Origin of the sequence: Acinetobacter sp. ANC 3813 (assembly GCF_002135435.1) — a bacterium.
Classification (GTDB): domain Bacteria; phylum Pseudomonadota; class Gammaproteobacteria; order Pseudomonadales; family Moraxellaceae; genus Acinetobacter.
The window spans coordinates 167705-188320 of sequence record NZ_NEGK01000008.1 but is presented as its reverse complement, the minus strand read 5'-3'; the positions used below and the strand labels follow the sequence as shown (position 1 = coordinate 188320).

The window sequence follows — 20616 nt, the reverse complement described above, 5'->3', positions numbered from 1 at the left end:
TATGTTATTTTTATTAAAAATATAATATGAACGAAAATGAATGAATACAACTCAGATGTTTGCACCGCTTTATTCGATGCTGTGGTGGATAATTCCGCTATTTTTAATTGCTGGCGCTTGGAAAGCGTTTAAGCCCTTTATTAAAGGGAAAGTCGGTGAACTAGTCGTATCCGCGCATGTGAAACTTTATCTTAAAGAGCCTTATATCTTGCTCAATGATTTAACTTTGCCAGATGCAGAAGGCGGAACAACGCAAATTGATCATATCGTGCTGAGTCCTTATGGCTTATTTGTAGTCGAAACTAAAAATTATACGGGCTGGATTTTTGGCGGAGCGCGTCAAAAAATGTGGACTCAGAAAATTTATAAAAAGACCTATAAATTTCAAAATCCGCTTCATCAAAATTACAAGCATATGAAAGTGTTAGAAGATGTGCTTGAAGATATTTTAGAACCTGAATTCATGCATTCTGTCATTGTTTTTATGCCTGAAAGTGAATTTAAAACGGCGATGCCTGAAAATCTTTTTCGCGGTGCTGCATGGACGGATTATGTCAAAAGTTTTCAGCAGGAAGTCATTCCTGTCATGAAATTAAAGCGTATTCAATTGCGCATTGAAAAAGAAGTGCTGGAAAAATCTTGGAAAACCAACCGCGCACATGTCGACCATTTAAGACAGAAAAATACAGGAAGCTGAGCGGAAATTTAAAGATGTTAAATGCAAGGCCAGATCTTTAAAAATCAGTGTTTCAGCAATCGCTTCTGCTAAAAAACAGAAGCGAAATTATAAGTGAGCTTATTGGTGGCTTTGCAGTTTCTGTACAATATCTTCGAGCGGTCTCACTTTTTTCACTTCATTCCAAAGCTCTTTGGCTTCAGGATAATGCTTAGACATCATGCCCAGCCATTGCTTATAACGGCCCACCATATTCATTTCTTTTTTATAAGAACCGCTTAAAAAGCGGATTTGCAACTGAATTAACTCATTCCAGCTAATCAGCGCTTCATCACTATTTTGGCGGATACATTGGGTAATATCAGGGGTGGTCACAGCGCCGCGCCCAATCATTAAATCTTCACAGCCCGATTCCAATAAGCATTGTTTGGCATCGGCATTATTCCAAATCTCGCCATTGGCAATCACATTGATTTTTAATGCTTCACGGATGGGGCGCAGCTGATCCCAAAATGCTGGCGGCGTATAGCCGTCGGCTTTGGTGCGGGCATGTACGGTCACCCATGCAGCGCCAGCATCTTCAATGGCATGGGCATTTTCCATCGTAAAATTACGATCCATATAGCCTAAGCGCATTTTGGCCGATACAGGAATATGGCTTGGCACGGCATCGCGTACAGCCTTGACCAGCTGGTATACGACTTCTGGTTCATCCAGCAGTACAGAACCGCCGCGGTGGCGGTTCACTGTTTTGGCAGGACAGCCAAAATTCATATCAATCGCGGGTGCGCCCAAGGCAACGGCGCGAATCGCATTGGCCGCCAGCATTTCCGGGTCATTTCCCAAAAACTGTACGTGTACGGGTGTACCCGCTGCAGTTTTCCCATCATTGAGCAGTTCTGGACAATAGCTGTGATAAACATGGTCGGGCAGGACAGAATTAGTGACACGAATGAACTCAGTCACACACCAGTCAAAGCTCCCGACGGATGTGAGAACATCGCGCATAATTGGGTCAGTTAAGCCTTCCATGGGTGCTAATACAAGTTTCACAGCAGCTGCCTGAACGATGAAAAAACGGTGTTATACGATGTTTTTAGGTGAATGTCTAGCTGAGAAAAGATAGTTTCGAGTAGGTGAGGAAACCCGCTTGAATGCGGAGGCAAAACCGATATGTTGTTTTGATAACACAGCATGAACTCAATATTTTGCAGAAAACTCAGTAAGATGAATTATCGGTGCTTCAAAATATAATGGATCGCATCTAAATATTTGGGGCGGATGTGTTCTTCATCTAGTGAGAGCAGATGCGGTACTGGCATCCAGAAAAAGCTGAAGATATGTCCATAATCATCTAAAGTCTGATATTGCCACTGTTCAGCCAAAATTAAACCATCAATGTTGATGGCTACAAAGTGCCAAGCTAAAGCATCAATAGGATGCTGGCCAATATAGGTACAGTGCTCAGTGCTGCGGATAATGCCGGATTCTTCAAACAGCTCACGCAGTGCGGCATCTAAAATAGCTTCATTGCTTTCTAGCGTGCCTTTGACCAGCTGGATGCCGGATTCAGGGTGCTGAAATACCAGCAATTCAGTTTGCAGTTCTGTATTTTCTCTGAGGATAAAGGGGCAGACTTTTTCCATAGGCACCTCTTTTATTTAGCGGTGTAAAATCATTTCCAATACAAATTTAGAGCCAATAAAGCCTATGGCCAATAAAAAGAATCCGAGAATTGTAAAACGGATGGCTTTTTGACCGCGCCAGCCAAATTGATAATGGCCCAGCAGCAATGCGCCGTATATGAACCAAGAAATGATACTGAATGCCGTTTTATGCGCGAGGTGCTGGCCAAAGAAATTATCAATGGTAAAGAAGCCAAACCCCAGTGCGAATGTCAGTAAGGCAAAACCTGCAATCAGCATATCAAAGAGCAGGGATTCCATCACTTGAAAAGACGGCAGCAGATTGACCCAAACGCGGCGTTTTTGTTTATTCTTTAACTCGCGGTCTTGGAACCACAGCAGTACAGCGTGAATGGTGGCCATGAGCAATACCGCATAAGCCGATAAAGACAGAATAATATGCAGGTCTAGGCCAAAGGAATTACGCGAGATAAACATATCATGCTTGCTGAATGCAAAGCCCATAATGAGGCCAGCAGCAGCCACAGGAATGCCAATTAAACTTAAGGGCAGAACTGGCCGGTAGGTGCTGAAAAGAATGCTCAGCAGCAGCATGAGTGCGGAAGTAAAAGACATAATGTTGAATACATTATAATTTACACCCATGGGTGTGAGCATATCGCTGTAGAGTACGCCAGCATGCAGCAGCAGCCCCAAGCTTAGAATTACACCGACAAACCAATGGTTGGGTACACGTTTTGACATCAAATGCATAAACAGATACCAAAAGGAAGTCGTGTATGCGATCAATGCTAAAATTGTGTAGACCAAGGGCAGGCTAATCATGTCAAACCTTTTTCAGGATGATGAAAATTCATAGATGTAAATTCGATGCGAACTACAGTATCCTATAGCATTCTATGCATAAATTTTCTATTTTAAGAAAGATTTTTTTGCAACAACCATTTTAAGCGGATTTTGCAATGTTTGATACCTTAACAGAACGACTCACGCAGAGTTTAAGAAATGTTACTGGCTCAGGGCAGCTAACAGAAGACAATATCAAAGATACCCTACGTGAAGTGCGTATGGCACTTCTTGAGGCCGATGTTGCATTGCCTGTAACTCGTGAGTTCATCGCGAAAGTTAAGGAAGAAGCATTGGGCCAAGAAGTGATGACTCAGTTATCACCTGGCCAAGCTTTTGTTAAAATCGTTCATGACGAACTGACAAAAATGATGGGCGAGGCCAATGAGAGCCTTGATCTTGCGGCTAAACCGCCAGTCGTAGTATTGCTGGCTGGCTTGCAGGGTGCGGGTAAAACCACCACTGCCGCGAAGCTTGCGCGTTTCTTGCAAGAACGCCAAAAGAAAAAAGTCGCAATGGTTTCTGCAGACGTTTACCGTCCGGCAGCAATTAAGCAGCTGCAAACGGTGGCAGGCGAAGTTGGCGCGATTTTCTTTGAATCGAGTGCAGACGAAAAACCGATTACTATTGCAACCCGCGCCATTGAACAGGCAAAAATTCAGTTTGCTGATGTTCTGATTGTCGATACTGCAGGCCGTCTGCATGTCGATGATGACATGATGGACGAAATTAAAGAGCTTCATGCGGCGATTAAGCCAACTGAAACTTTATTCGTTGTCGATGCCATGACAGGTCAGGATGCTGCCAATACGGCGAAAGCGTTTAACGATGCTTTACCGTTAACAGGTGTAATCCTAACCAAAACTGATGGTGATGCTCGCGGCGGTGCGGCGCTTTCTGTACGCGCAATTACTGGCAAGCCAATCAAGTTCTTGGGTATGGGTGAAAAACTTGACGCCTTAGAGCCATTCCATCCTGAACGTGTTGCACAGCGTATTTTGGGCATGGGTGACGTGCTGTCTTTGGTCGAAGAGCTTGAGCGTAAAGTCGACAAAGAAAAAGCCGAAAAAATGGCGAAAAAACTGCAAAAAGGCGGCAGCTTCAACTTTGAAGATATGCTGATGCAGTTTGAGCAAATGAATAAAATGGGCGGTATGATGGGCTTCTTGGACAAATTGCCGGGCATGAGCAATGCGGGTATTCAAGATGCGCTGGCGCAAGCAAACCCTGAAAAGCAAGTGAAAAAGATGGAAGCGATTATTCAGTCGATGACCATCAAAGAGCGCCGCAACCCTGACCTGATGAACCCAAGCCGTAAAAAGCGTATTGCGGCCGGCTGCGGTATGGAAGTGGTTGAAGTGAATAAGCTGATTAAACAGCATGCGCAGATGGCGAAAATGATGAAGAAGTTTGCTAATCCGTCGGGTATGGCAAAAATGATGAAATCATTAAGCGGCATGCAAAAGCAGTTCGGCGGCGGCGGCGGTATGGGCCCATTGTTTGGCAATAAAGATCAGAAATAATCTGTTCTAATAAAAAAGGCGCTTAATGCGCCTTTTTTATTTATTTCAGCTGCTTATACAGCATTAAAAAATTGATGCAATTCTTGATTTGTCATTTAAAAACAATATTTATCAACTATATTAAACTCATGCTATTTTAAACAAAGCCAGTAATACATAAGAACAAACTCGAAGATGAATAACGTGAAACAGAAGAAAGTTTACATTGTGCATGGTTATCTCGCATCACCGAATGATCATTGGTTTCCATGGCTCAGCCGTAAAGTCCAGCAGGCGGGATACTTATCTAAAAGGGTCATGCTGCCGGAGTCCAGCCAGCCCGATTTTGAAATGTGGCAGCAATCGCTTGCGCTGCAAATCCCGCATTTAGATGAAGACACCATTATTGTGGCGCATAGTTTGGGCTGTATTGCCACACTGCACTATTTAAATGAGCGTTTTAAAACGGAGGCCAAGGAAATCAAGGCCGGCATTTTTGCCGCTGGCTTTAAAGCGCCTTTAAAAGTATTTCCTGAGCTGGATTCCTTTATTGCCAAGGCAAAACTGGATAGCGCGAAACTGCAGAAATATATGCCTTTGGCGTTTTGCCTGCTGTCTTCAAATGATGCGATTGTACCGCCGCCGCTCACTTTGCAATTGGGCCATGTGCTGAATGCGCAAAGCTTTGAAGTGAAAAATGCGGGCCATTTTATGGCGGAAGACGGCTATGAGCAGTTTCAAGAAATTTGGGAACTGTTGAAGCCGTTATTGGTCAATTGATTGCTGAAACCGAAAATCCATCATCTTGGTGTACAAAAGCAGAAAGAGGGTTGCCACTTTTTGCGGTGTGGTTGTTTTTTAGTCTATCTGTGTAAAGCAAACTGAAATTTACGCTTTAGCTTCCGACACAGCTTGAATATAAACCTGCAAACCTTTCAGCAGCAGATCATTTTCTATTTCGGGCTGATAGCGCTGCAGATGTTGAGCAAATAAGGACGCATCGCCGCCAGTTAAAACCAGTTTGCTTGGATATTTATCCATGACTTTTTCAATGGTGCTGAGCAGGCTGAGCAAAATACCGTGATGTACAGCATCGATGGTATTGCGGCCAGGGCTGAGCTCATCAAAAGAAGCATCTGGAATTTTAATGCCTTTGGTGTTCTGAATCAGTGAATCCCGCTGCAAATATAAATTAGGCAGAATGTAGCCGCCCAAATGCGTAAAGCCATCCGTTAAATCAATGGTTAATGCTGTACCGCAGCTGATCACACAGTATTTTTGCTGCGGATCATGCACCACTGCCAGCATTTGCAGCCAGCGGTCTATCCCGAACTTGCTGGTATCTTCATACGCACAGCGCAGGCCTGCAAACTCTGCATGCACCTTGGCAAACACCACAGGAATTTGCAAAAACTTCAGAATTTTTTGAATGCGGTCATTGTTCTTTTTGTCTTGAACCGATGATACACCCACTTGCTGCAGTTCTAAGCTTTTAAAATGCTGAATCAAGCCCAGCAGCAACTCTGCAGGGGACTGCAAATGCAGTTCTGCCGCATGTTCAATGATTTGATCATCTTCGGTAATCCAGTATTTCAGGCGGGTATTGCCAATATCAAGCCATAAGTTTTTCATCTGCAATCCCTAACTTATTTTACAGAGACTTCTGCTAAGCGCAGGCGGCCTTGAAAAAAGTGCTCTTTGCCTTGCTCATTGCGGATTTCAATTGCGCCGTCGTTGCGGATGCCGAGAAAAATCCCTTGGCTGAGGCCTTGCAGATGTTCAATCTCGACAGCCTGATTTTTAAAGGCTGCGTAATGATTGAAGCGCGCAGCTAAATTGGCGCTGTTATGGCTGAACCATTCGCCGGCTTGCTGAATGGCAAGATACAGCTCTGCCGTCAGCTGAATGCGGTCAAATTGCGCCAGCCCCAGTTCGGTCAGTGATGTCACTGCCTGATCAATGCCCTCTTTAGGCAGAGGCAGTACATTTAGCCCGACACCGACCACGGCCTGATGCGCGTTTAGCGGTTCAATTAAGATGCCGCCCCATTTTCCAGCTGCGCTGTACAGGTCATTAGGCCATTTAACTTGCAGATCTAAATTCTGCAGGCTTGGCATTTGCAGGATATTTAACGCAATTTCCAGCGCTAAGCGGCCATCAATCGCTGTTCGCGTATTGAGCAATGTGCTTAAATAGATGTTGCCTTCGGGAGACACCCATTGACGCTGACGCTGTCCGCGGCCCTGAGTTTGCCGAACGCTGGTCACAAGGACTTGCTGGACGCCTTTAAGCGCAATTTCCCGTACATCATCATTGGTAGATGCTGTAACGGGTTTTAAAAGCAATACTTCTGGAAGCTGATTTGCATCGCTCAGCAGCTGCTGCAGTAATCGAGTCTCTAAATCCATTTGAATCTGAGAGTTGTGGAATAATTGATGGAGTTAATCATATATTTGCTGATCGGCGCAATCGCTGGTTTTGCTGCGGGCTTATTTGGGGTAGGCGGCGGGTTAATAATTGTCCCGATTCTTTATGTAGTATTCACCCAAATGCATTATGACCCCTCCATTATTATGCATATGGCGCTGGGTACATCTCTCGCGACCATTATTGTGACTTCAATCAGTTCGGTCAGCGCGCATCATAAAAAGGGCGCAGTGCTGTGGAATGTATTCCGCAATTTAGTGCCTGGCTTGGTTTTGGGCGCTTTTATGGGAGCAGGCATTGCGGACTATCTTTCAGGACAGGGCTTGCAGCTTTTGATTGGCTGTTTTGCGCTGTGGGTGGCTTTTAAAATGTTTAGAGGTGCAGGCATAGCGGTCAATCCAGAGCATCAGCTTCCAGCTGTACCGATGCAAGTCATGGCAGGCGGCGGGATTGGCATTGCCTCGGCGATTTTCGGTATTGGCGGCGGCAGTTTAACCGTGCCTTATTTAAACCGTCATGGTGTCGTTATGCAAAAAGCGGTGGCGACTTCTGCCGCATGCGGCTTGCCAATTGCGATTGCAGGCGCATTGGGCTTTATGTGGTTTGGCAAGCAGTCTGCGGTCACAGCGCCGAATACCATAGGCTATGTGCATATTTATGCTTTTATCGGCATCAGTGTCATGAGTTTTATTACCGCTAAGCTGGGTGCGAAAGTGGCGCATATGCTGTCACCTGCCATGCTGAAGCGCTGTTTTGCCTGCCTGTTGACGGTGGTTGGCAGCTATTTTATGTATAAAGGCCTGAATCAACTTTTTTAAAAAATTCAGGCTGATGCTGCGGATTGGCTTTACAGACACAAGATTGTCTGACAATGTCATATTTAATTGATCAGAAAACCGTTTAAATAATTGCGGATTCGGAGAAATCTATTTTTGCATTGATATAAAAACAAGACGGGAACAGCATGCAGCCTCAAGAAGCGGACAGTTTGTCAGAACAAATCGCCAAGCACATTAGCGAGCAGATTATTCGCGGTGAGCTGGTGGAAGGAGAGCGGATTCAAGAGCTGCGCATCGCCTCTGAGCTGGATGTCAGCCGAGGTTCTGTGCGTGAAGCGTTGCTTATTTTAGAGCGCACGCAGCTGATTGAAATTTTTCCGCGGCGCGGCGCCATTGTTTCGGAAATGTCGGCGATGCAGGTGCGTTCTTTATTTGATATGGCATCTTTGCTGCTTGGGCAGATTGTGCACCGCATGGCTGAAACGTGGCGCAGCCACGAGGCCGAGCGCATTCAGCTGCTGCTGGAACAGCTGGGTGCAGAAACCAGCCAAGGGCATACCGAAAAATTTTATGATTTGATCTTTCAAAGCATGGCGCGCCAGCATGAAATGGTCGGCAATCCCTATCTGATGCGCTATTATCAGGAACTCTTGCCATCCTTGCGCCGCAGCTATTTTTTAACCTTAAATATCTCGCGCCGTGAGCTTCAGGAATCTTTTGAGCTGTTTAAGCTGGTAAGCGATGCTGTTTTAATCAGAAAGTCACAACAAGCCGCTTTATTTATGGAAGATTTTTGTCGACACTTGCGTAACCTTGTGTTGGAATCGCTGACACGGATGAAACAAATTGAACTCGCGTGGGCTCGACGCTCACGACGTTAATCAGGACACTATGCGTTTAAGCAGTTTAAAACTTTCAGGCTTCAAATCTTTTGCCGACAGTACAACATTACAATTTAAAGAGAACCGCACCGCGGTCGTAGGCCCAAACGGATGCGGCAAATCCAATGTGATTGACGCCATCCGCTGGGTGATGGGTGAATCCAGCGCGCGCCAATTGCGCGGCGGCAGCATGCAGGATGTGATTTTTACCGGAACGGTCAAACGCAAACCTGTGGGCATGGCCAGTGTAGAGCTGCATTTTGACAATACCTACGGCAAACTGGGCGGCGCATATAATGCCTACAGCGAGCTGGCGGTGCGCCGTCAGGTCAACCGCGACGGCAAGTCTGAATATTTTTTAAATGGCACCAAATGCCGCCGCCGTGATATTACCGATATTTTCTTAGGCACAGGTTTAGGCCCCCGTTCATATTCAATTATTGAGCAGGGCATGATCAACCGTCTGGTCGATGCCAAGCCTGAAGAAATGCGGGTCTTTATTGAAGAGGCTGCAGGTGTGTCACGCTATCAGGCGCGCCGCCGTGAGACCACGCAGCATTTAGAACACACTACGCAAAATTTATCCCGTTTGGAAGATATTGCATCTGAGCTGAAATCACAGCTGAAGACTTTAAAGCGCCAGTCTGAAACGGCGGTGCAATATAAAGAACTCGAAACACAAATCCGCACCATTAAAATTGAAGTGTTGTCTTTTCAATGTGAGCAAAGCAGCCGCCTGCAGCAGGAATATACGGTGCAGATGAACACGCTGGGAGAAAGCTTTAAGCTGGTGCGCTCTGAACTGAACACTTTAGAGCATGACTTAACTTCGACCAGTGAATTGTTTCAGCGCTTAATTCAGCAGTCGACGCCTTTGCAAAATGAGTGGCAGCAGGCTGAGAAAAAGCTGGCTGAATTGAAAATGACGCTGGAGCAAAAGCAGGCGCTGTATTCACAAAATTCAGAAAGTTTGGTGCAGCTTGAACAGCAGAAATTTCAAAGCAAAGAACGTCTGCAGCTCATTGATTTGCAGCTGGAAACATTGCACGCTCAGCAGGACGAGTTTGAAGAGCAGCTCAAGCAGCAGGAAAGCCATAGCCAAGCGCGTACACAGGGTTTTAGTGACCTAAAAGCACAGCAATCGAGCGTGCTGCAGCAGTATGAGCAAATTAAAGCGCAGGTGGAAAAACAGCAGCAGCAAAAAATGCAGATGCTGGCGCAAAGCGAGCAGCTGAGCAAAAATATTGGGCGCTTAGAGCAGCAAAAGGATACCTTGAAACAGCAATCCGCTCAGATTGTCAATCATGCGCAGCAAGATGAACTGGAGCAGCTGGAACAGCTCAAAGTGCAGCTGCAGCAGATTTGCGCGAATAAAGAACAGCAGATTACCGATGTGAAGCAGCAGTTAGAGCAGCTGACTGACGAATTGACGCAGCAGAAATCTCGGATGCAGGAACTGAAATCTGAAATTCAGGTATTACAATCTGAGCAAAAGAATTTAAACCAGCTGCTGATTAAAGCCACCCCTAAAGCCAAAACCGACACGTTACGCCTGATGCAGGCGCTGCAGCTGTCGGCACAAGGCAAAGTACATGCGGCGCTGATTGAAAAATATTTAGCGAAATGGCTGCATGCACAGGTCTTGGAGCATGCGGATGAGTTTCAAGACAGCGTTGCGCGTCAGTTAAAAGCTCCATCCAGCATGGCGAAAATTTCTTTGCCGAAATTGGCGTGTTTGGCGGATTGGATTGAAGCGCCGCAGTCTTCACTTTGGCTGCAGACAGGGGTAGCTGACACGCTGCAGCAGGCTTTGCCGTATCAGGCACAGCTGCAGGCTGGACAGTCTATTTTGACGCTGGAAGGCTATCAAGTCGGTGCCGATTGGGTGATTGGCCTGCATTATGATGAAGACAGTCAAGCGGGTCAGGGTGCATTGAGCCACCGTGTCCGCTTGGATGAAATCGAACAGTTGTTGGCTGAAAAATTGCCGGCATTTACTTTGGCAGAACAGGCTTTGCCTGCACTGCTGGAACAGCAAAAAGAATTGCAAAAAGCCTATCAGGCAGACAGCGATATGCTGAAAAATCTGCAAAAAGAATTGCAGCAGGCCGATGTCGCTGTGGCTAAAGTGCAAAGCGCGGCGCAGGCGTTTTCTGTGCATAAGCAGCAATTGAGCGACCAGCTGATGCAGGTTGATGCGCAGCTGGAAGAAGATGCGATGCAGAAAGATGATCTTGAAATTGATCTGCATGCGTTGAATATGAAGCTGGAACAGGCGCTGCCCAACTTTAAAACACTGCAATATCAAGCCGAAGAGCTGACAGGTCAGCTGGAAGATTCCCAGCAAGTAACGCAAAAGGCGCAGCAGGAACTTGAGCTGATCCGCCGCCAAGCCTTGCAGGCTAAGCAGCAAATTGAATTGCTGGAAAAAGATAGCATGTTCTTAAAAGCCCAGCGTCAGCAGATTGCTGTGCAGATGGAGCAGGCCAAGAAATTTGTCGATCCAATGCAGCTGGAACTGCCAAGCCTGCAGTCACAGCATGCAGAGCAGGCAGAAATCACTGAAAAACTGCAAAAGAAATGGACGGAATGGCAGCAGGAGTTGAACAGTGTCCAATCTAAGCAAAAAGAACTGACGGAGCAGCGCCACAGCCATCAGCTGCAGGATGAAAAACTGCGCACTGAGCTGGAAGAGAAGCGTTTAGCTTGGCAGGCAGCCAAGTCTGACTTGCAGCATTACAGCGAACAGCTGAAAGAGCTGAACAGTGAAATGCTGACAGGGCTGTCCATCGATGTGGCAGCGCACCAGCAGAAGCTGGAAAAAGCGCAGCAGCAGTTTGATAAATTAGGCGCAGTGAACTTGGCGGCGTCTGCTGAATATGAAGAAGTGTCGAAGCGCTATGAAGAACTGAGCCATCAAATTGAAGATTTGGAAAAAACCGTAGATCAGCTGCAAGGCGCCATGAAAAGCATCGATCAGGAAACCCGTAAACTGTTCATGACCACCTTTGATCAGGTGAATGCTGAGCTGCAGGAGCTGTTTCCAAAAGTATTTAATGGCGGTGAAGCGAGCTTAAGTCTTGAAGATGGGTGGCAATCGGGTGTAAAACTGATGGCGCGGCCGCCGGGTAAGCGCAACAGTTCATTGGCGCTGCTTTCTGGCGGCGAAAAAGCCCTGACCGCATTGGCTTTGGTCTTTGCGATTTTCCGTTTGAATCCTGCGCCATTCTGTGTGCTGGATGAAGTGGATGCGCCTTTAGACGATGCAAATGTAGGAAGGTTTTGTAATTTGGTAAAAGAACTATCTGAACAGGTTCAATTCATTTACATTACACATAACAAACTGGCGATGACCATGGCAACTGACTTGCTCGGTGTGACCATGCCGGAACCGGGAACTTCAAAATTAGTGACTGTGAATTTAGAACAGGCAAAAGAATACGGGTTAGTTGCGGAGTCATAACATGGAAATCACCACAATCGTTGGGATTGTCGTCGCGGTCATTTTAATTTTAGTTGGCCTCAAGCTGATTTTAAGAAAGCCATCCGATGCAGCGCCATCCTTAGATTCTGAGCTGCATATCGACCCAGACAGCCAGCAGCCGGTGATTCCGCGCCATGTGCGCAGCCAGCTGAATGCTGCAGATGCGCCAGTCGAGCGGGTAGAGCCGACATTGGCGGCTGTGGAAGCAGAAGAAACCGCGCCAGCAGCGCAGGCTGTAACAGCGGCTGATGCCCAAGCTGCCGATCCTGCTGCTGAGCAGGAAGCTCCTCAGAAGGCTTCTGAACAGCCAGCCATCGAAACAGGGCCTGTTGCATCTGAAGAGCAAGGGCCTGTGCATGCAGAAACATCTGCTGAGAAGAAACCAGAAGCGCCAGCAGCAGAAAAAGCGCCAGAACTGAGCCTGAATCAAATCGAAAAAGCTGAAATCAGCGAGTTTGAAGATGAAAGCAATATTTTAGATGCGCATTTGTACGAACAGAAATTGGTGGATGACGAAAGCGCATTAGCGACCGCAGAAACCTATATTGCCTTGAATGTCTATCCAGACAGCCGTGCTTTGTCGGGTGAAAAGGCGTTGAAAGTGCTGTTGAAATACGGTCTGCGCTTTGGCGAAATGGCTTGCTTCCACCGCTATAGTGAAGATGGCAGCCGCTTACTGTTCTCTGTGCTGCAAATCAGCAATGATGGCGCTGCAGGTTTTGATTTGGAAACATTGTCTACTGAACAAGTTAAAGGCTTGGCGTTTTTCTTGGCATTGCCGCATGGCGATGTGCAGATTGCTTTTGACACCATGGACAGTGTTTCGCGTTTAATCGCGCGTGAAATTGAAGGCACGGTCTACGATCAGAATAATCAGGAATTTACCCCGCAACTGCGTGAGCATTGGCGTCATCAGGCGATTGATTACCGTCCAGGCCAAGCGGCAGCAGAAGCATAAGACTGCATTTTTTTCATTGCAGTCAATTCTGCGGATTTTTATAATATCTGCAGAAGACGATTTTTTTGAGGGCGGAGAATTTACCGCCCTTTTTTATGGTGAATATATATGACACAGCAAAACACTGTGGTTGCGCAAATGCGTCAGCTGATTCAAATTCTGGCCAAGCATAATCATGCCTATTATGTGATGGATCAGCCGACCATTGAAGACAGTGAATATGATCAGTTATTTCATCAGTTGAAAGCGCTGGAACAGCAGCATCCTGAATTAGTTCAGCCAGATACGCCAACCAATACCGTTGGCGGCAAGCCTTTAGCTAAATTTTCCAGTGTGACGCATGTGGTGCCGATGCTGTCTTTGGGCAATGTCTTTAATCAGGAAGAACTGTTTGCCTTTGCACGCCGCGCCGAAGAGCGCCTGCCAAATCAGAAAATTGAATACGATGTCGAGCTGAAATTTGATGGCTTGGCAATTTCGCTTTGGTATGAACACGGTGTACTGGTGCGCGGTGTGACGCGCGGTGACGGCGAAACGGGTGAAGACATTACCCAAAATGTGAAAACCATCCGCAACCTGCCAAAAGTGCTCAGCAGTGCTGAAACAGATGTACCAGAGTTGCTGGAAGTGCGCGGTGAAGTGCTGATGCCGAAAGCGGGTTTTGACAAGCTGAACGCAGAAAATGAAGCGAAGGGCGAAAAAACCTTTGCCAATCCGCGTAATGCTGCAGCGGGCAGTTTGCGCCAGCTTGATCCGAATATTGCTGGAGCACGCCCACTCGCATTCTATGCCTATGGGATTGCGCAGTGTCAGCCAGATCATGGGCAAAGCACAATGTCGGCAAGTTTGGAATGGCTAACCCAGTTTGGTTTTGCTGTTGGGGAGCGTCATTTTATTTGCGAAAATATTCAAGATGTACAAAAAGCTTATGAGCAGATTAATGCAGAACGCCCAGATCTAAGTGTTGAAATTGACGGCATGGTGATTAAGGTCAATAGCTTGAAACAGCAGCAAACTTTAGGCTTTTTAAGCCGCGAACCGCGCTGGGCCACAGCTTATAAATTTCCAGCAGTGGCGGCGTTGACCACGGTAGAAAATATTGATTGGCAAGTTGGCCGTACAGGGACATTAACACCTGTTGCGCGATTGAATCCTGTTGCTGTGGGTGGTGTGACGGTGTCTAACGTGACGCTGCATAATATTGGTGAAATTCACCGTTTGGATGTGCGCATTGGCGATACCGTCAGTGTTTACCGCAGCGGCGATGTGATTCCAAAAGTTGAAAAGGTGTGGCCTGAATTCCGCCCAGATGAAGCGGTAGAAGTGCATTTGCCAGAGTGCTGTCCTGTATGCGCATCACCAGTAGTAATGCCAGAAGGTGAAGCCTTGGCGCGCTGTTCTGGCGGCTTATACTGTGCTGCGCAGCGTATTGAAGCCATTCGCCACTTTGTATCGCGTAAAGCCTTGGATATTGAAGGCTTGGGCGACCGCTGGGTGGAGTCGCTGCTGCATTTGGATCTGCTGAAAGATGTGGCGGATATTTACAGCCTGCATGAACATCGTGAACAGCTGCTGACCATTGAAAAAATGGGTGAAAAGTCGGTTCAAAATCTGATTGATTCGATTGAGAACAGCAAGAAAACCACTTTGGGCGCATTTATTTATGCCTTGGGGATTCGTGGTGTGGGTGAAACGACAGCCCGTATGCTGGCCAATACATTTCAAACCTTAGATGCCATCCGCCATGCAGATTTGGACGCCCTGAAGAAAACGCCTGACGTTGGCGATATTACGGCAGAGTGGATTGTAGACTTCTTCAAAGCGCCGCATAATTTAGAAGTGGTCGACCGGTTATTGGCTGCAGGCATTCATTGGGATGCGCCTATTGCGCCAACCCGCCAGCCTTTAAATGGCGAAAGCTGGGTAGTGACAGGCACGCTGAGCACGATGGGCCGTGATGAAGCCACGCAGCAGCTTCAAGCCTTAGGTGCGCGGGTCAGCGGCAGTGTTTCAAGTAAAACCAAATGTGTGGTTGCAGGTGAAAAAGCTGGCTCTAAACTGGAGAAAGCCGAAAAACTGGGTATTCCTGTGCTCAATGAGCAGGAATTCTTGGCATTTTTAGAGCAGTATTAAAGACCTGCTTTGAAATTGAATAAAAAACCGCCAATAGGCGGCTTTTTTATGAAGAAGATTGGACTATGGAATATATTTCTTTACGACACCGTCATCCAACAGTTGTTGAAAATGCTCAACTAGACTGGTTTCAATATTGCGATATTGAATACCCAATTCGGCTTGGCTCTTAGATGCATTGAAGTAGATTGGATAACCCATATTCAGCTCAACAAAAGACTTGGAAAAACCTGCCAGCGGGCCAAACAATTTAAATGCGGTTTTAGGCAGCTGGTTGCGCGGGAAGGGGAATTTAGGGCCAAAGTGCTGGCGCAGAATTTTGCCCATTTCCAGCAGACTGAGTGTGCCGCCGCTGATAATATAACGGCCTTCGGCTTTCGGATTGAATGCCGCCTGCAAATGTGCATCGGCAACATCGCGTACATCAACAATGCCATTCCACATCGGCGGAACGCCAGCCAGTGTCATGCCGTTGGCAAACTGTTCTAAAACTTCCACGCTGCCGGATTTGGTCATCGCGGTTAAAGATGGGCCAAGGACCAAGGCTGGATTTACACAGACCAGTTCCCAGCGTTGCTGCGCTTTTTGCATCTCCCAAGCTTTACGTTCGGCCATGACTTTAGAATATGGATAAGGCTGATGAGTTTCTGAGCTGGTGCTGTTCCAATGCGATTCATCAAATTCATTATGGGCTGTTTTTTGAATATCAATGGCATCGCCATAGGTCGAGGCAATACTGGAAGTGACCACAACGCGCTTGACCGATTCGGTGGCATTCACGCTGTTCAGCACATTTTCAGTGCCTAAAATAGCGGGTTCGATAATGTCTTTTACAGCATCTTTATAATTGGTCACCACAAAAGGTGAGGCCATGTGCAGCACAATTTCACAGCCTTGCATGGCTTCATCAAAGGCATGTGGTGTCAGTAAATTGGCTTCAAACAGTTTGAGTGTGCCAGTGCTTTGGTTTGCGATATTTTCTAAGTGAGCAAAGCTTTTTTTCTTATTCAAGTCGCGTACGGTGGCGTGTACGGTGTGTCCTTGTTCAAGCAGATTTTTAATGACCCAGCTGGCAATATAGCCTGTGGCACCTGTAACGAATATTGGTTTTGTTGTTTGGGTATTCACATTCTTCAACTTAAAGTGACTTATTTTTTTATCATATTGATAATATTTATTTTTGTCTTTGATTAATTTGAAAAAATATATGTTGATGATTGAGTTTAATGTGCTCTAAATTCAGCAGAAATCTTATGAGAGCGCTGCAAAAGTAATTTTTTATTGATTTAAAAACGCGAAGATGGGGTAAGTGTTGGATAGATGCATATTCTTCTTATTGTGGACGCAAAATCTCATAAATAGATGGACAAAGAGTCATATCTAACTAGTGCGCTTTAATTTGAAGCCTAGATCTTCGGTCTAGGCTTCTTCATTTCGTGTAGAATCTATTGTATTAAATCTTATCCTTATGATTGAGCACTCATCTATTTGCCATCGACCGCTAAAAAAGAGTTTAAATCATATTAATTTTTAACTTTTTTTATATAAGCCTCAGATACATACCCATCAAGATCTATATTATTTATATTCACAGAAACTTTAATCCATCCATTGGTAACTTCTTTATATACTTTCAACGGTGTATTTCTAGGAATAGCAATAATCGATTCACTTTGAAAATTTGGAGCTTCTCTTAAGTTAACACGAGAAATGGTTACACCTTTTGATTCAATCTTATTAAGATAGTAGACATAGGTTTCCTTAAAGTCAGAAGTTACTTCTAAGTTATCTATATGAAACATAAGAATAATAAAGAAAAATTGTATAAAAAAATCTAAAAACTTATTTTTCTCTTCCTCATTTTCAAAAGATTGAAGTTCATCAGAAAAATTAATTTCATCACGAATACTTTCTTCAAAAAAAATAAAATTCTCTTTGTTATCAATTTTTTGATTGTTGATGTAGTTTTTCTGAAAATTTTGATTGTTCACAATATTAACTACTAACATTTGGAAATTTTGTAGATTTTTTTGAACTCTCGGATCATTTAAATATTTATTAAGAGCAATAGAGGTATTTTGGATGGCTATTAATGTTTGTTGCACTTCAGGCTTATTAAAAAAGGAAGTAAGACCCGTTTGAAAATTTATTAGGATTTGATTAATTATTTGAATGTTTTTTGCCATTCAGGGTTCTTAGTCAACTTTTCGATTTCACTTAGTGGAATAGACAATTTTATGTTTCCTACGATTAAATAGAATTATTGATATTTTCTAAAATTAACATAATACACGTTATACGAAATGCTATTTTTTATTTCATATAAATCATGGCTTTATTTTGATGTAAAAAGCCCAAACCTACCGATTTGGGCTTTTTTGTTGATTCTTCATGTTCCATGCTTAAATTTCAATCAATGTTTAACGGTTTTGTTTAGTGAGATTTGATGCTATAGCAAACAAAAATTTCCAGATTAAATAAGAATAGATGTCCAAGTGGTTATTGATTTTGCAGATAGACAAATAAAAGGATTGGGGCGTCATTGTCAGTTAAATTCACGTACAATATTGATGAATTTGCAGGTATAGATCCTGCCTTATCAGATAATTCTGTTCTCCCGTTGATGATTGGCATACACATGGCGCAAGCAAAGAAATCTTTTCCGCAGCAAAAATCGGAATTACATGCACGAAATCAGCATCGCAGCCGTTACGATTTTCCTCAGTTAATGAAGAGTTGTCCGGAACTTGCGCCTTTTGTCAACCCAAATCAATATAACGATTTATCGGTAGATTTTTCTGATCCGCACGCTGTGAAAATGCTCAATAAAGCGTTGCTTAAGCATTTTTATGGCATTCAATATTGGGATATTCCCAAAGATTATCTTTGCCCGCCTATTCCGGGCAGGGCTGACTATATTCATTATTTGGCTGACTTATTGAGTGCTAACAACAAGGGGCAGATTCCAACTGGACACGCCGTTCAAGTGTTAGATATTGGGGTTGGCGCGAACTGTATTTATCCGATCATTGGTCATCGGAGCTATGGTTGGAAATTTGTCGGCTCAGACATTCATTCTGCATCGGTTAAAAGCGCTCAATTTATTGTGGAGGCCAACCCGAATCTGCGTAAAGGGATTCAGATTCGATTGCAGAAGGCAGCGAGCAATATTTTCAATGGGGTAATTAAACCTTCAGATCGTTTTGATTTGACCATGTGTAATCCGCCATTTCATGCCTCGCAAGATGAAGCCAACGCGACAGCAACGCAAAAATTAAGAAAACTGGGCAAGCCGGTTGATCAGAGCAAGGTGGTGTTAAACTTTGGCGGTCAAAAAAACGAACTCTGGTGTGATGGCGGCGAAGAGCGATTTGTCTGCCAAATGGTGCAAGAGAGTATTCAGTTCACTGAGCAATGTCTTTGGTTTAGTACGCTGGTTTCCAAGAAAACAACATTGCCTGTGCTCTTAAAAGCCATAGCGAAGAGCGGAGCAGTGGATGTGAAAACCATAAAAATGACGCAGGGACAAAAAGAAAGCCGTTTTGTCGCTTGGACTTTTTTAGATTCAAAGCAGCAGCAAGCATGGAAGAATGCACGTTGGACTTCAGCTTAAGTCTGTCTTCTTTGGAAATTTTCGCCTTGTCTTTGACTGCAATGCATGAAGCGTCAGTATAGTGTTGTCTTCATCGATTTGCGCAGCAACTCAAGCGTGGCGTGTTGAATCAATCAGCGGATATTTGTACTAAACAAGACGCATTGTTAATTGTTACAAAAAACAGCACCCAGCGATTTTTGCTTATTTCACGCTCAAAGCGCTATAAATATTCTGCAAGGGCTTCTTTTATATGTGAAAAATGCGCGGAATTGAACTGCAAATGCGTATGTTTATCATTTAAATTTTATATAAATCATAAGCTTACAAAATTTATATTTTGCATTCATTTTGAAACTTGTCCATAATATTTGAAAAGGGTATGGAGTAAAGAAAATGCGTGGCAATCCAGAAGTCGTAGACTACTTAAATATGCTGATCGGTGGCGAACTGGCTGCTCGTGATCAATACCTGATTCATTCCCGTATGTATGAAGATTGGGGCCTAAGCAAAATCTTTGAGCGTATCGATCATGAAATGCAGGAAGAAGCGCAGCATGCTGATGCGATTATCCGCCGCGTGCTGTTCTTAGAAGGCACGCCAAACATGAACCGTGACGATATTGTCACTGGTGAAGACGTGGTGACCTGCTTAAAAGCTGATTTGGCGCTGGAATATCATGTGCGTGAAAAATTGGCGCAAGGCGTAAAGCTGTGTGAAGAAAAAGGCGATTATGTGACCCGCGATATGCTGCGTCAGCAAATGTCGGATACGGAAGAAGATCATACCTATTGGCTGGAAAAACAGCTGCGTTTAATTCAATTGATCGGCCTGCAAAATTATATTCAATCGCAGATGTAAGATCTGTTTCAATTTGAATTTGCTTTTTAGGGCAAATTCAGCTGATAAAAAAAGCCTTTGGATGCGTGTCCAAAGGTTTTTTTTATCATCTATTTGTTGATGCTTTTTTATTTTTTATTCAGTTTTTGAATATCCGCCAAGACTTGCGCGGCATGGGTTTGCGTATCGACACTGCTGTAGTGGTAGACGATTGAGCCTTGAGGATCAATCAGAAAAGTTTCGCGTTTGGCCATTTTAGTGATGCCTAGGTTGCGCACAATGCCGAGTTGACTGGCCAGCTGATGTTTGCTGTCTGCCAGAATAGGGAAAGGCAGGCCCAGTTTGGCAGAGAATTTTTGATGTGAGGCCACATCATCCAAGCTGACACCCAGCACAGCGCTATTGTTCTTTAAAAATTGCGGATACAGCGCTTTGAATTGATTGGCTTCTTTGGTGCAGCCAGGAGAGTCATCTTTGGGGTAAAAATACAGCACCAGCCATTTGCCGCGGTACTGTTTCAATTCATGCCATTTACTGTTTTGATCCTGCAGTTTAAACGCGGGTGCAGGCTTGCCAACCCATTGCTTTTGCTCAGCTGCTGAAAATATAGCGTTTTCTGCATAGGCGGGAACAGTAAAAGCGCTGGATGCAGTCAGGCTAAGCAAACTGATTTGCATAAGGGCTGTTATTTTCATGGCATATATTTTCATGGAAGTCTAAAAAGATCGTAGCAGATTTTGAGTTCGTACAGCGCAGAGAGTGTTTGCAATTGTTTCACATCGGCATTCGAAACGAATTCAAACTGTAATGAGAAATGTCACTGCTTAACTGAATGCGGCGTTCTATACTATT

General features: G+C 44.8%; 18 protein-coding genes. 10 read left to right on the top strand and 8 right to left on the bottom strand.

Going from position 1 to position 20616, the window contains the following annotated elements; all coding sequences use genetic code 11:
• Window positions 1–40: 40 nt before the first annotated feature.
• Window positions 41–697: a nuclease-related domain-containing protein gene (locus B9T34_RS13250; RefSeq protein WP_086213597.1), complete on the top strand. Its 657-nt coding sequence runs from the start codon at window positions 41–43 to the stop codon at window positions 695–697.
• 99 nt (window positions 698–796) lie between these two features.
• Here B9T34_RS13250 and B9T34_RS13245 read toward each other — a convergent pair whose 3' ends face one another.
• From B9T34_RS13245 to B9T34_RS13235, 3 genes are all read right to left on the bottom strand, one after another.
• Window positions 797–1729: a tRNA dihydrouridine synthase gene (locus B9T34_RS13245; RefSeq protein WP_213034163.1), complete on the bottom strand. Its 933-nt coding sequence runs from the start codon at window positions 1727–1729 to the stop codon at window positions 797–799.
• Between the two features lie 179 nt (window positions 1730–1908).
• Window positions 1909–2322 carry an NUDIX domain-containing protein gene (locus B9T34_RS13240; protein ID WP_086213595.1) on the bottom strand — a complete coding sequence of 138 codons (414 nt, stop codon included), beginning with the start codon at window positions 2320–2322 and terminating at the stop codon, window positions 1909–1911.
• Between the two features lie 15 nt (window positions 2323–2337).
• A complete protein-coding gene (locus B9T34_RS13235) occupies window positions 2338–3147 on the bottom strand; it encodes a cytochrome C assembly family protein (protein ID WP_086213594.1) in 810 nt (269 codons plus the stop codon).
• 137 nt (window positions 3148–3284) lie between these two features.
• On the opposite strand from B9T34_RS13235, the gene ffh reads away from it, so the two are divergent.
• Together ffh and B9T34_RS13225 are read left to right on the top strand one after the other, a co-directional pair.
• Window positions 3285–4691, top strand: coding sequence for a signal recognition particle protein (ffh, locus tag B9T34_RS13230; RefSeq protein ID WP_086213593.1), 1407 nt, complete (start codon window positions 3285–3287; stop codon window positions 4689–4691).
• Window positions 4692–4865: 174 nt separating this feature from the next.
• Entirely contained in the window at window positions 4866–5450 is a 585-nt protein-coding gene (locus B9T34_RS13225) for an RBBP9/YdeN family alpha/beta hydrolase (RefSeq protein ID WP_086213592.1), read from the top strand.
• A gap of 108 nt (window positions 5451–5558) precedes the next feature.
• Here the strand turns inward: B9T34_RS13225 and B9T34_RS13220 are convergent, their stop codons facing one another.
• Both B9T34_RS13220 and B9T34_RS13215 read right to left on the bottom strand, forming a co-directional pair.
• Window positions 5559–6302, bottom strand: a complete 744-nt coding sequence (locus tag B9T34_RS13220) for a type III pantothenate kinase (RefSeq protein ID WP_086213591.1) — start codon at window positions 6300–6302, stop codon at window positions 5559–5561.
• A 14-nt stretch (window positions 6303–6316) separates the two neighbouring features.
• Entirely contained in the window at window positions 6317–7078 is a 762-nt protein-coding gene (locus B9T34_RS13215) for a biotin--[acetyl-CoA-carboxylase] ligase (RefSeq protein ID WP_086213590.1), read from the bottom strand.
• Window positions 7079–7105: 27 nt separating this feature from the next.
• Between B9T34_RS13215 and B9T34_RS13210 the strand changes: the two genes are divergently transcribed.
• From B9T34_RS13210 to ligA, 5 genes are all read left to right on the top strand, one after another.
• On the top strand, window positions 7106–7915 hold the full coding sequence (locus B9T34_RS13210) for a sulfite exporter TauE/SafE family protein (protein ID WP_086213589.1): 810 nt from the start codon (window positions 7106–7108) through the stop codon (window positions 7913–7915).
• A 146-nt stretch (window positions 7916–8061) separates the two neighbouring features.
• Window positions 8062–8757 carry a GntR family transcriptional regulator gene (locus B9T34_RS13205; protein ID WP_086213588.1) on the top strand — a complete coding sequence of 232 codons (696 nt, stop codon included), beginning with the start codon at window positions 8062–8064 and terminating at the stop codon, window positions 8755–8757.
• Between the two features lie 10 nt (window positions 8758–8767).
• Window positions 8768–12220, top strand: coding sequence for a chromosome segregation protein SMC (gene smc / locus B9T34_RS13200; protein WP_086213587.1), 3453 nt, complete (start codon window positions 8768–8770; stop codon window positions 12218–12220).
• 1 nt (window position 12221) lies between these two features.
• The gene (locus B9T34_RS13195; RefSeq protein ID WP_086213586.1) at window positions 12222–13199 is read left to right on the top strand and encodes a cell division protein ZipA C-terminal FtsZ-binding domain-containing protein; all 978 of its coding nucleotides are present in this window, start codon (window positions 12222–12224) and stop codon (window positions 13197–13199) included.
• A gap of 108 nt (window positions 13200–13307) precedes the next feature.
• Window positions 13308–15332 carry an NAD-dependent DNA ligase LigA gene (ligA, locus tag B9T34_RS13190; protein ID WP_086213585.1) on the top strand — a complete coding sequence of 675 codons (2025 nt, stop codon included), beginning with the start codon at window positions 13308–13310 and terminating at the stop codon, window positions 15330–15332.
• Window positions 15333–15395: 63 nt separating this feature from the next.
• Here the strand turns inward: ligA and B9T34_RS13185 are convergent, their stop codons facing one another.
• Together B9T34_RS13185 and B9T34_RS13180 are read right to left on the bottom strand one after the other, a co-directional pair.
• A complete protein-coding gene (locus B9T34_RS13185) occupies window positions 15396–16460 on the bottom strand; it encodes an SDR family oxidoreductase (protein WP_086213584.1) in 1065 nt (354 codons plus the stop codon).
• A gap of 395 nt (window positions 16461–16855) precedes the next feature.
• Window positions 16856–17518 carry an SH3 domain-containing protein gene (locus B9T34_RS13180; RefSeq protein ID WP_086213583.1) on the bottom strand — a complete coding sequence of 221 codons (663 nt, stop codon included), beginning with the start codon at window positions 17516–17518 and terminating at the stop codon, window positions 16856–16858.
• Window positions 17519–17970: 452 nt separating this feature from the next.
• Here B9T34_RS13180 and rlmF point away from each other — a divergent pair, with 452 nt between their 5' ends.
• Together rlmF and ftn are read left to right on the top strand one after the other, a co-directional pair.
• On the top strand, window positions 17971–18945 hold the full coding sequence (gene rlmF, locus B9T34_RS13175) for a 23S rRNA (adenine(1618)-N(6))-methyltransferase RlmF (RefSeq protein WP_086213638.1): 975 nt from the start codon (window positions 17971–17973) through the stop codon (window positions 18943–18945).
• A 375-nt stretch (window positions 18946–19320) separates the two neighbouring features.
• Complete coding sequence (gene ftn, locus B9T34_RS13170; RefSeq protein ID WP_086213582.1) at window positions 19321–19785, top strand: heteropolymeric bacterioferritin subunit Ftn; 465 nt, start codon at window positions 19321–19323, stop codon at window positions 19783–19785.
• Window positions 19786–19892: 107 nt separating this feature from the next.
• Here the strand turns inward: ftn and B9T34_RS13165 are convergent, their stop codons facing one another.
• Entirely contained in the window at window positions 19893–20441 is a 549-nt protein-coding gene (locus B9T34_RS13165; protein WP_416202717.1) for a peroxiredoxin, read from the bottom strand.
• Between the last annotated feature and the right edge of the window lie 175 nt (window positions 20442–20616).

Coding starts and splice junctions, on each gene's coding strand:
- B9T34_RS13250 (WP_086213597.1), top strand. CDS start 41: ATGAATACAACTCAGATGTTTGCACCGCTTTATTCGATGCTGTGGTGG.
- B9T34_RS13240 (WP_086213595.1), bottom strand. CDS start 2,322: ATGGAAAAAGTCTGCCCCTTTATCCTCAGAGAAAATACAGAACTGCAA.
- B9T34_RS13235 (WP_086213594.1), bottom strand. CDS start 3,147: ATGATTAGCCTGCCCTTGGTCTACACAATTTTAGCATTGATCGCATAC.
- ffh (WP_086213593.1), top strand. CDS start 3,285: ATGTTTGATACCTTAACAGAACGACTCACGCAGAGTTTAAGAAATGTT.
- B9T34_RS13225 (WP_086213592.1), top strand. CDS start 4,866: ATGAATAACGTGAAACAGAAGAAAGTTTACATTGTGCATGGTTATCTC.
- B9T34_RS13220 (WP_086213591.1), bottom strand. CDS start 6,302: ATGAAAAACTTATGGCTTGATATTGGCAATACCCGCCTGAAATACTGG.
- B9T34_RS13215 (WP_086213590.1), bottom strand. CDS start 7,078: ATGGATTTAGAGACTCGATTACTGCAGCAGCTGCTGAGCGATGCAAAT.
- B9T34_RS13210 (WP_086213589.1), top strand. CDS start 7,106: ATGGAGTTAATCATATATTTGCTGATCGGCGCAATCGCTGGTTTTGCT.
- B9T34_RS13205 (WP_086213588.1), top strand. CDS start 8,062: ATGCAGCCTCAAGAAGCGGACAGTTTGTCAGAACAAATCGCCAAGCAC.
- smc (WP_086213587.1), top strand. CDS start 8,768: ATGCGTTTAAGCAGTTTAAAACTTTCAGGCTTCAAATCTTTTGCCGAC.
- B9T34_RS13195 (WP_086213586.1), top strand. CDS start 12,222: ATGGAAATCACCACAATCGTTGGGATTGTCGTCGCGGTCATTTTAATT.
- ligA (WP_086213585.1), top strand. CDS start 13,308: ATGACACAGCAAAACACTGTGGTTGCGCAAATGCGTCAGCTGATTCAA.
- B9T34_RS13180 (WP_086213583.1), bottom strand. CDS start 17,518: ATGGCAAAAAACATTCAAATAATTAATCAAATCCTAATAAATTTTCAA.
- rlmF (WP_086213638.1), top strand. CDS start 17,971: ATGGCGCAAGCAAAGAAATCTTTTCCGCAGCAAAAATCGGAATTACAT.
- ftn (WP_086213582.1), top strand. CDS start 19,321: ATGCGTGGCAATCCAGAAGTCGTAGACTACTTAAATATGCTGATCGGT.
- B9T34_RS13165 (WP_416202717.1), bottom strand. CDS start 20,441: ATGCAAATCAGTTTGCTTAGCCTGACTGCATCCAGCGCTTTTACTGTT.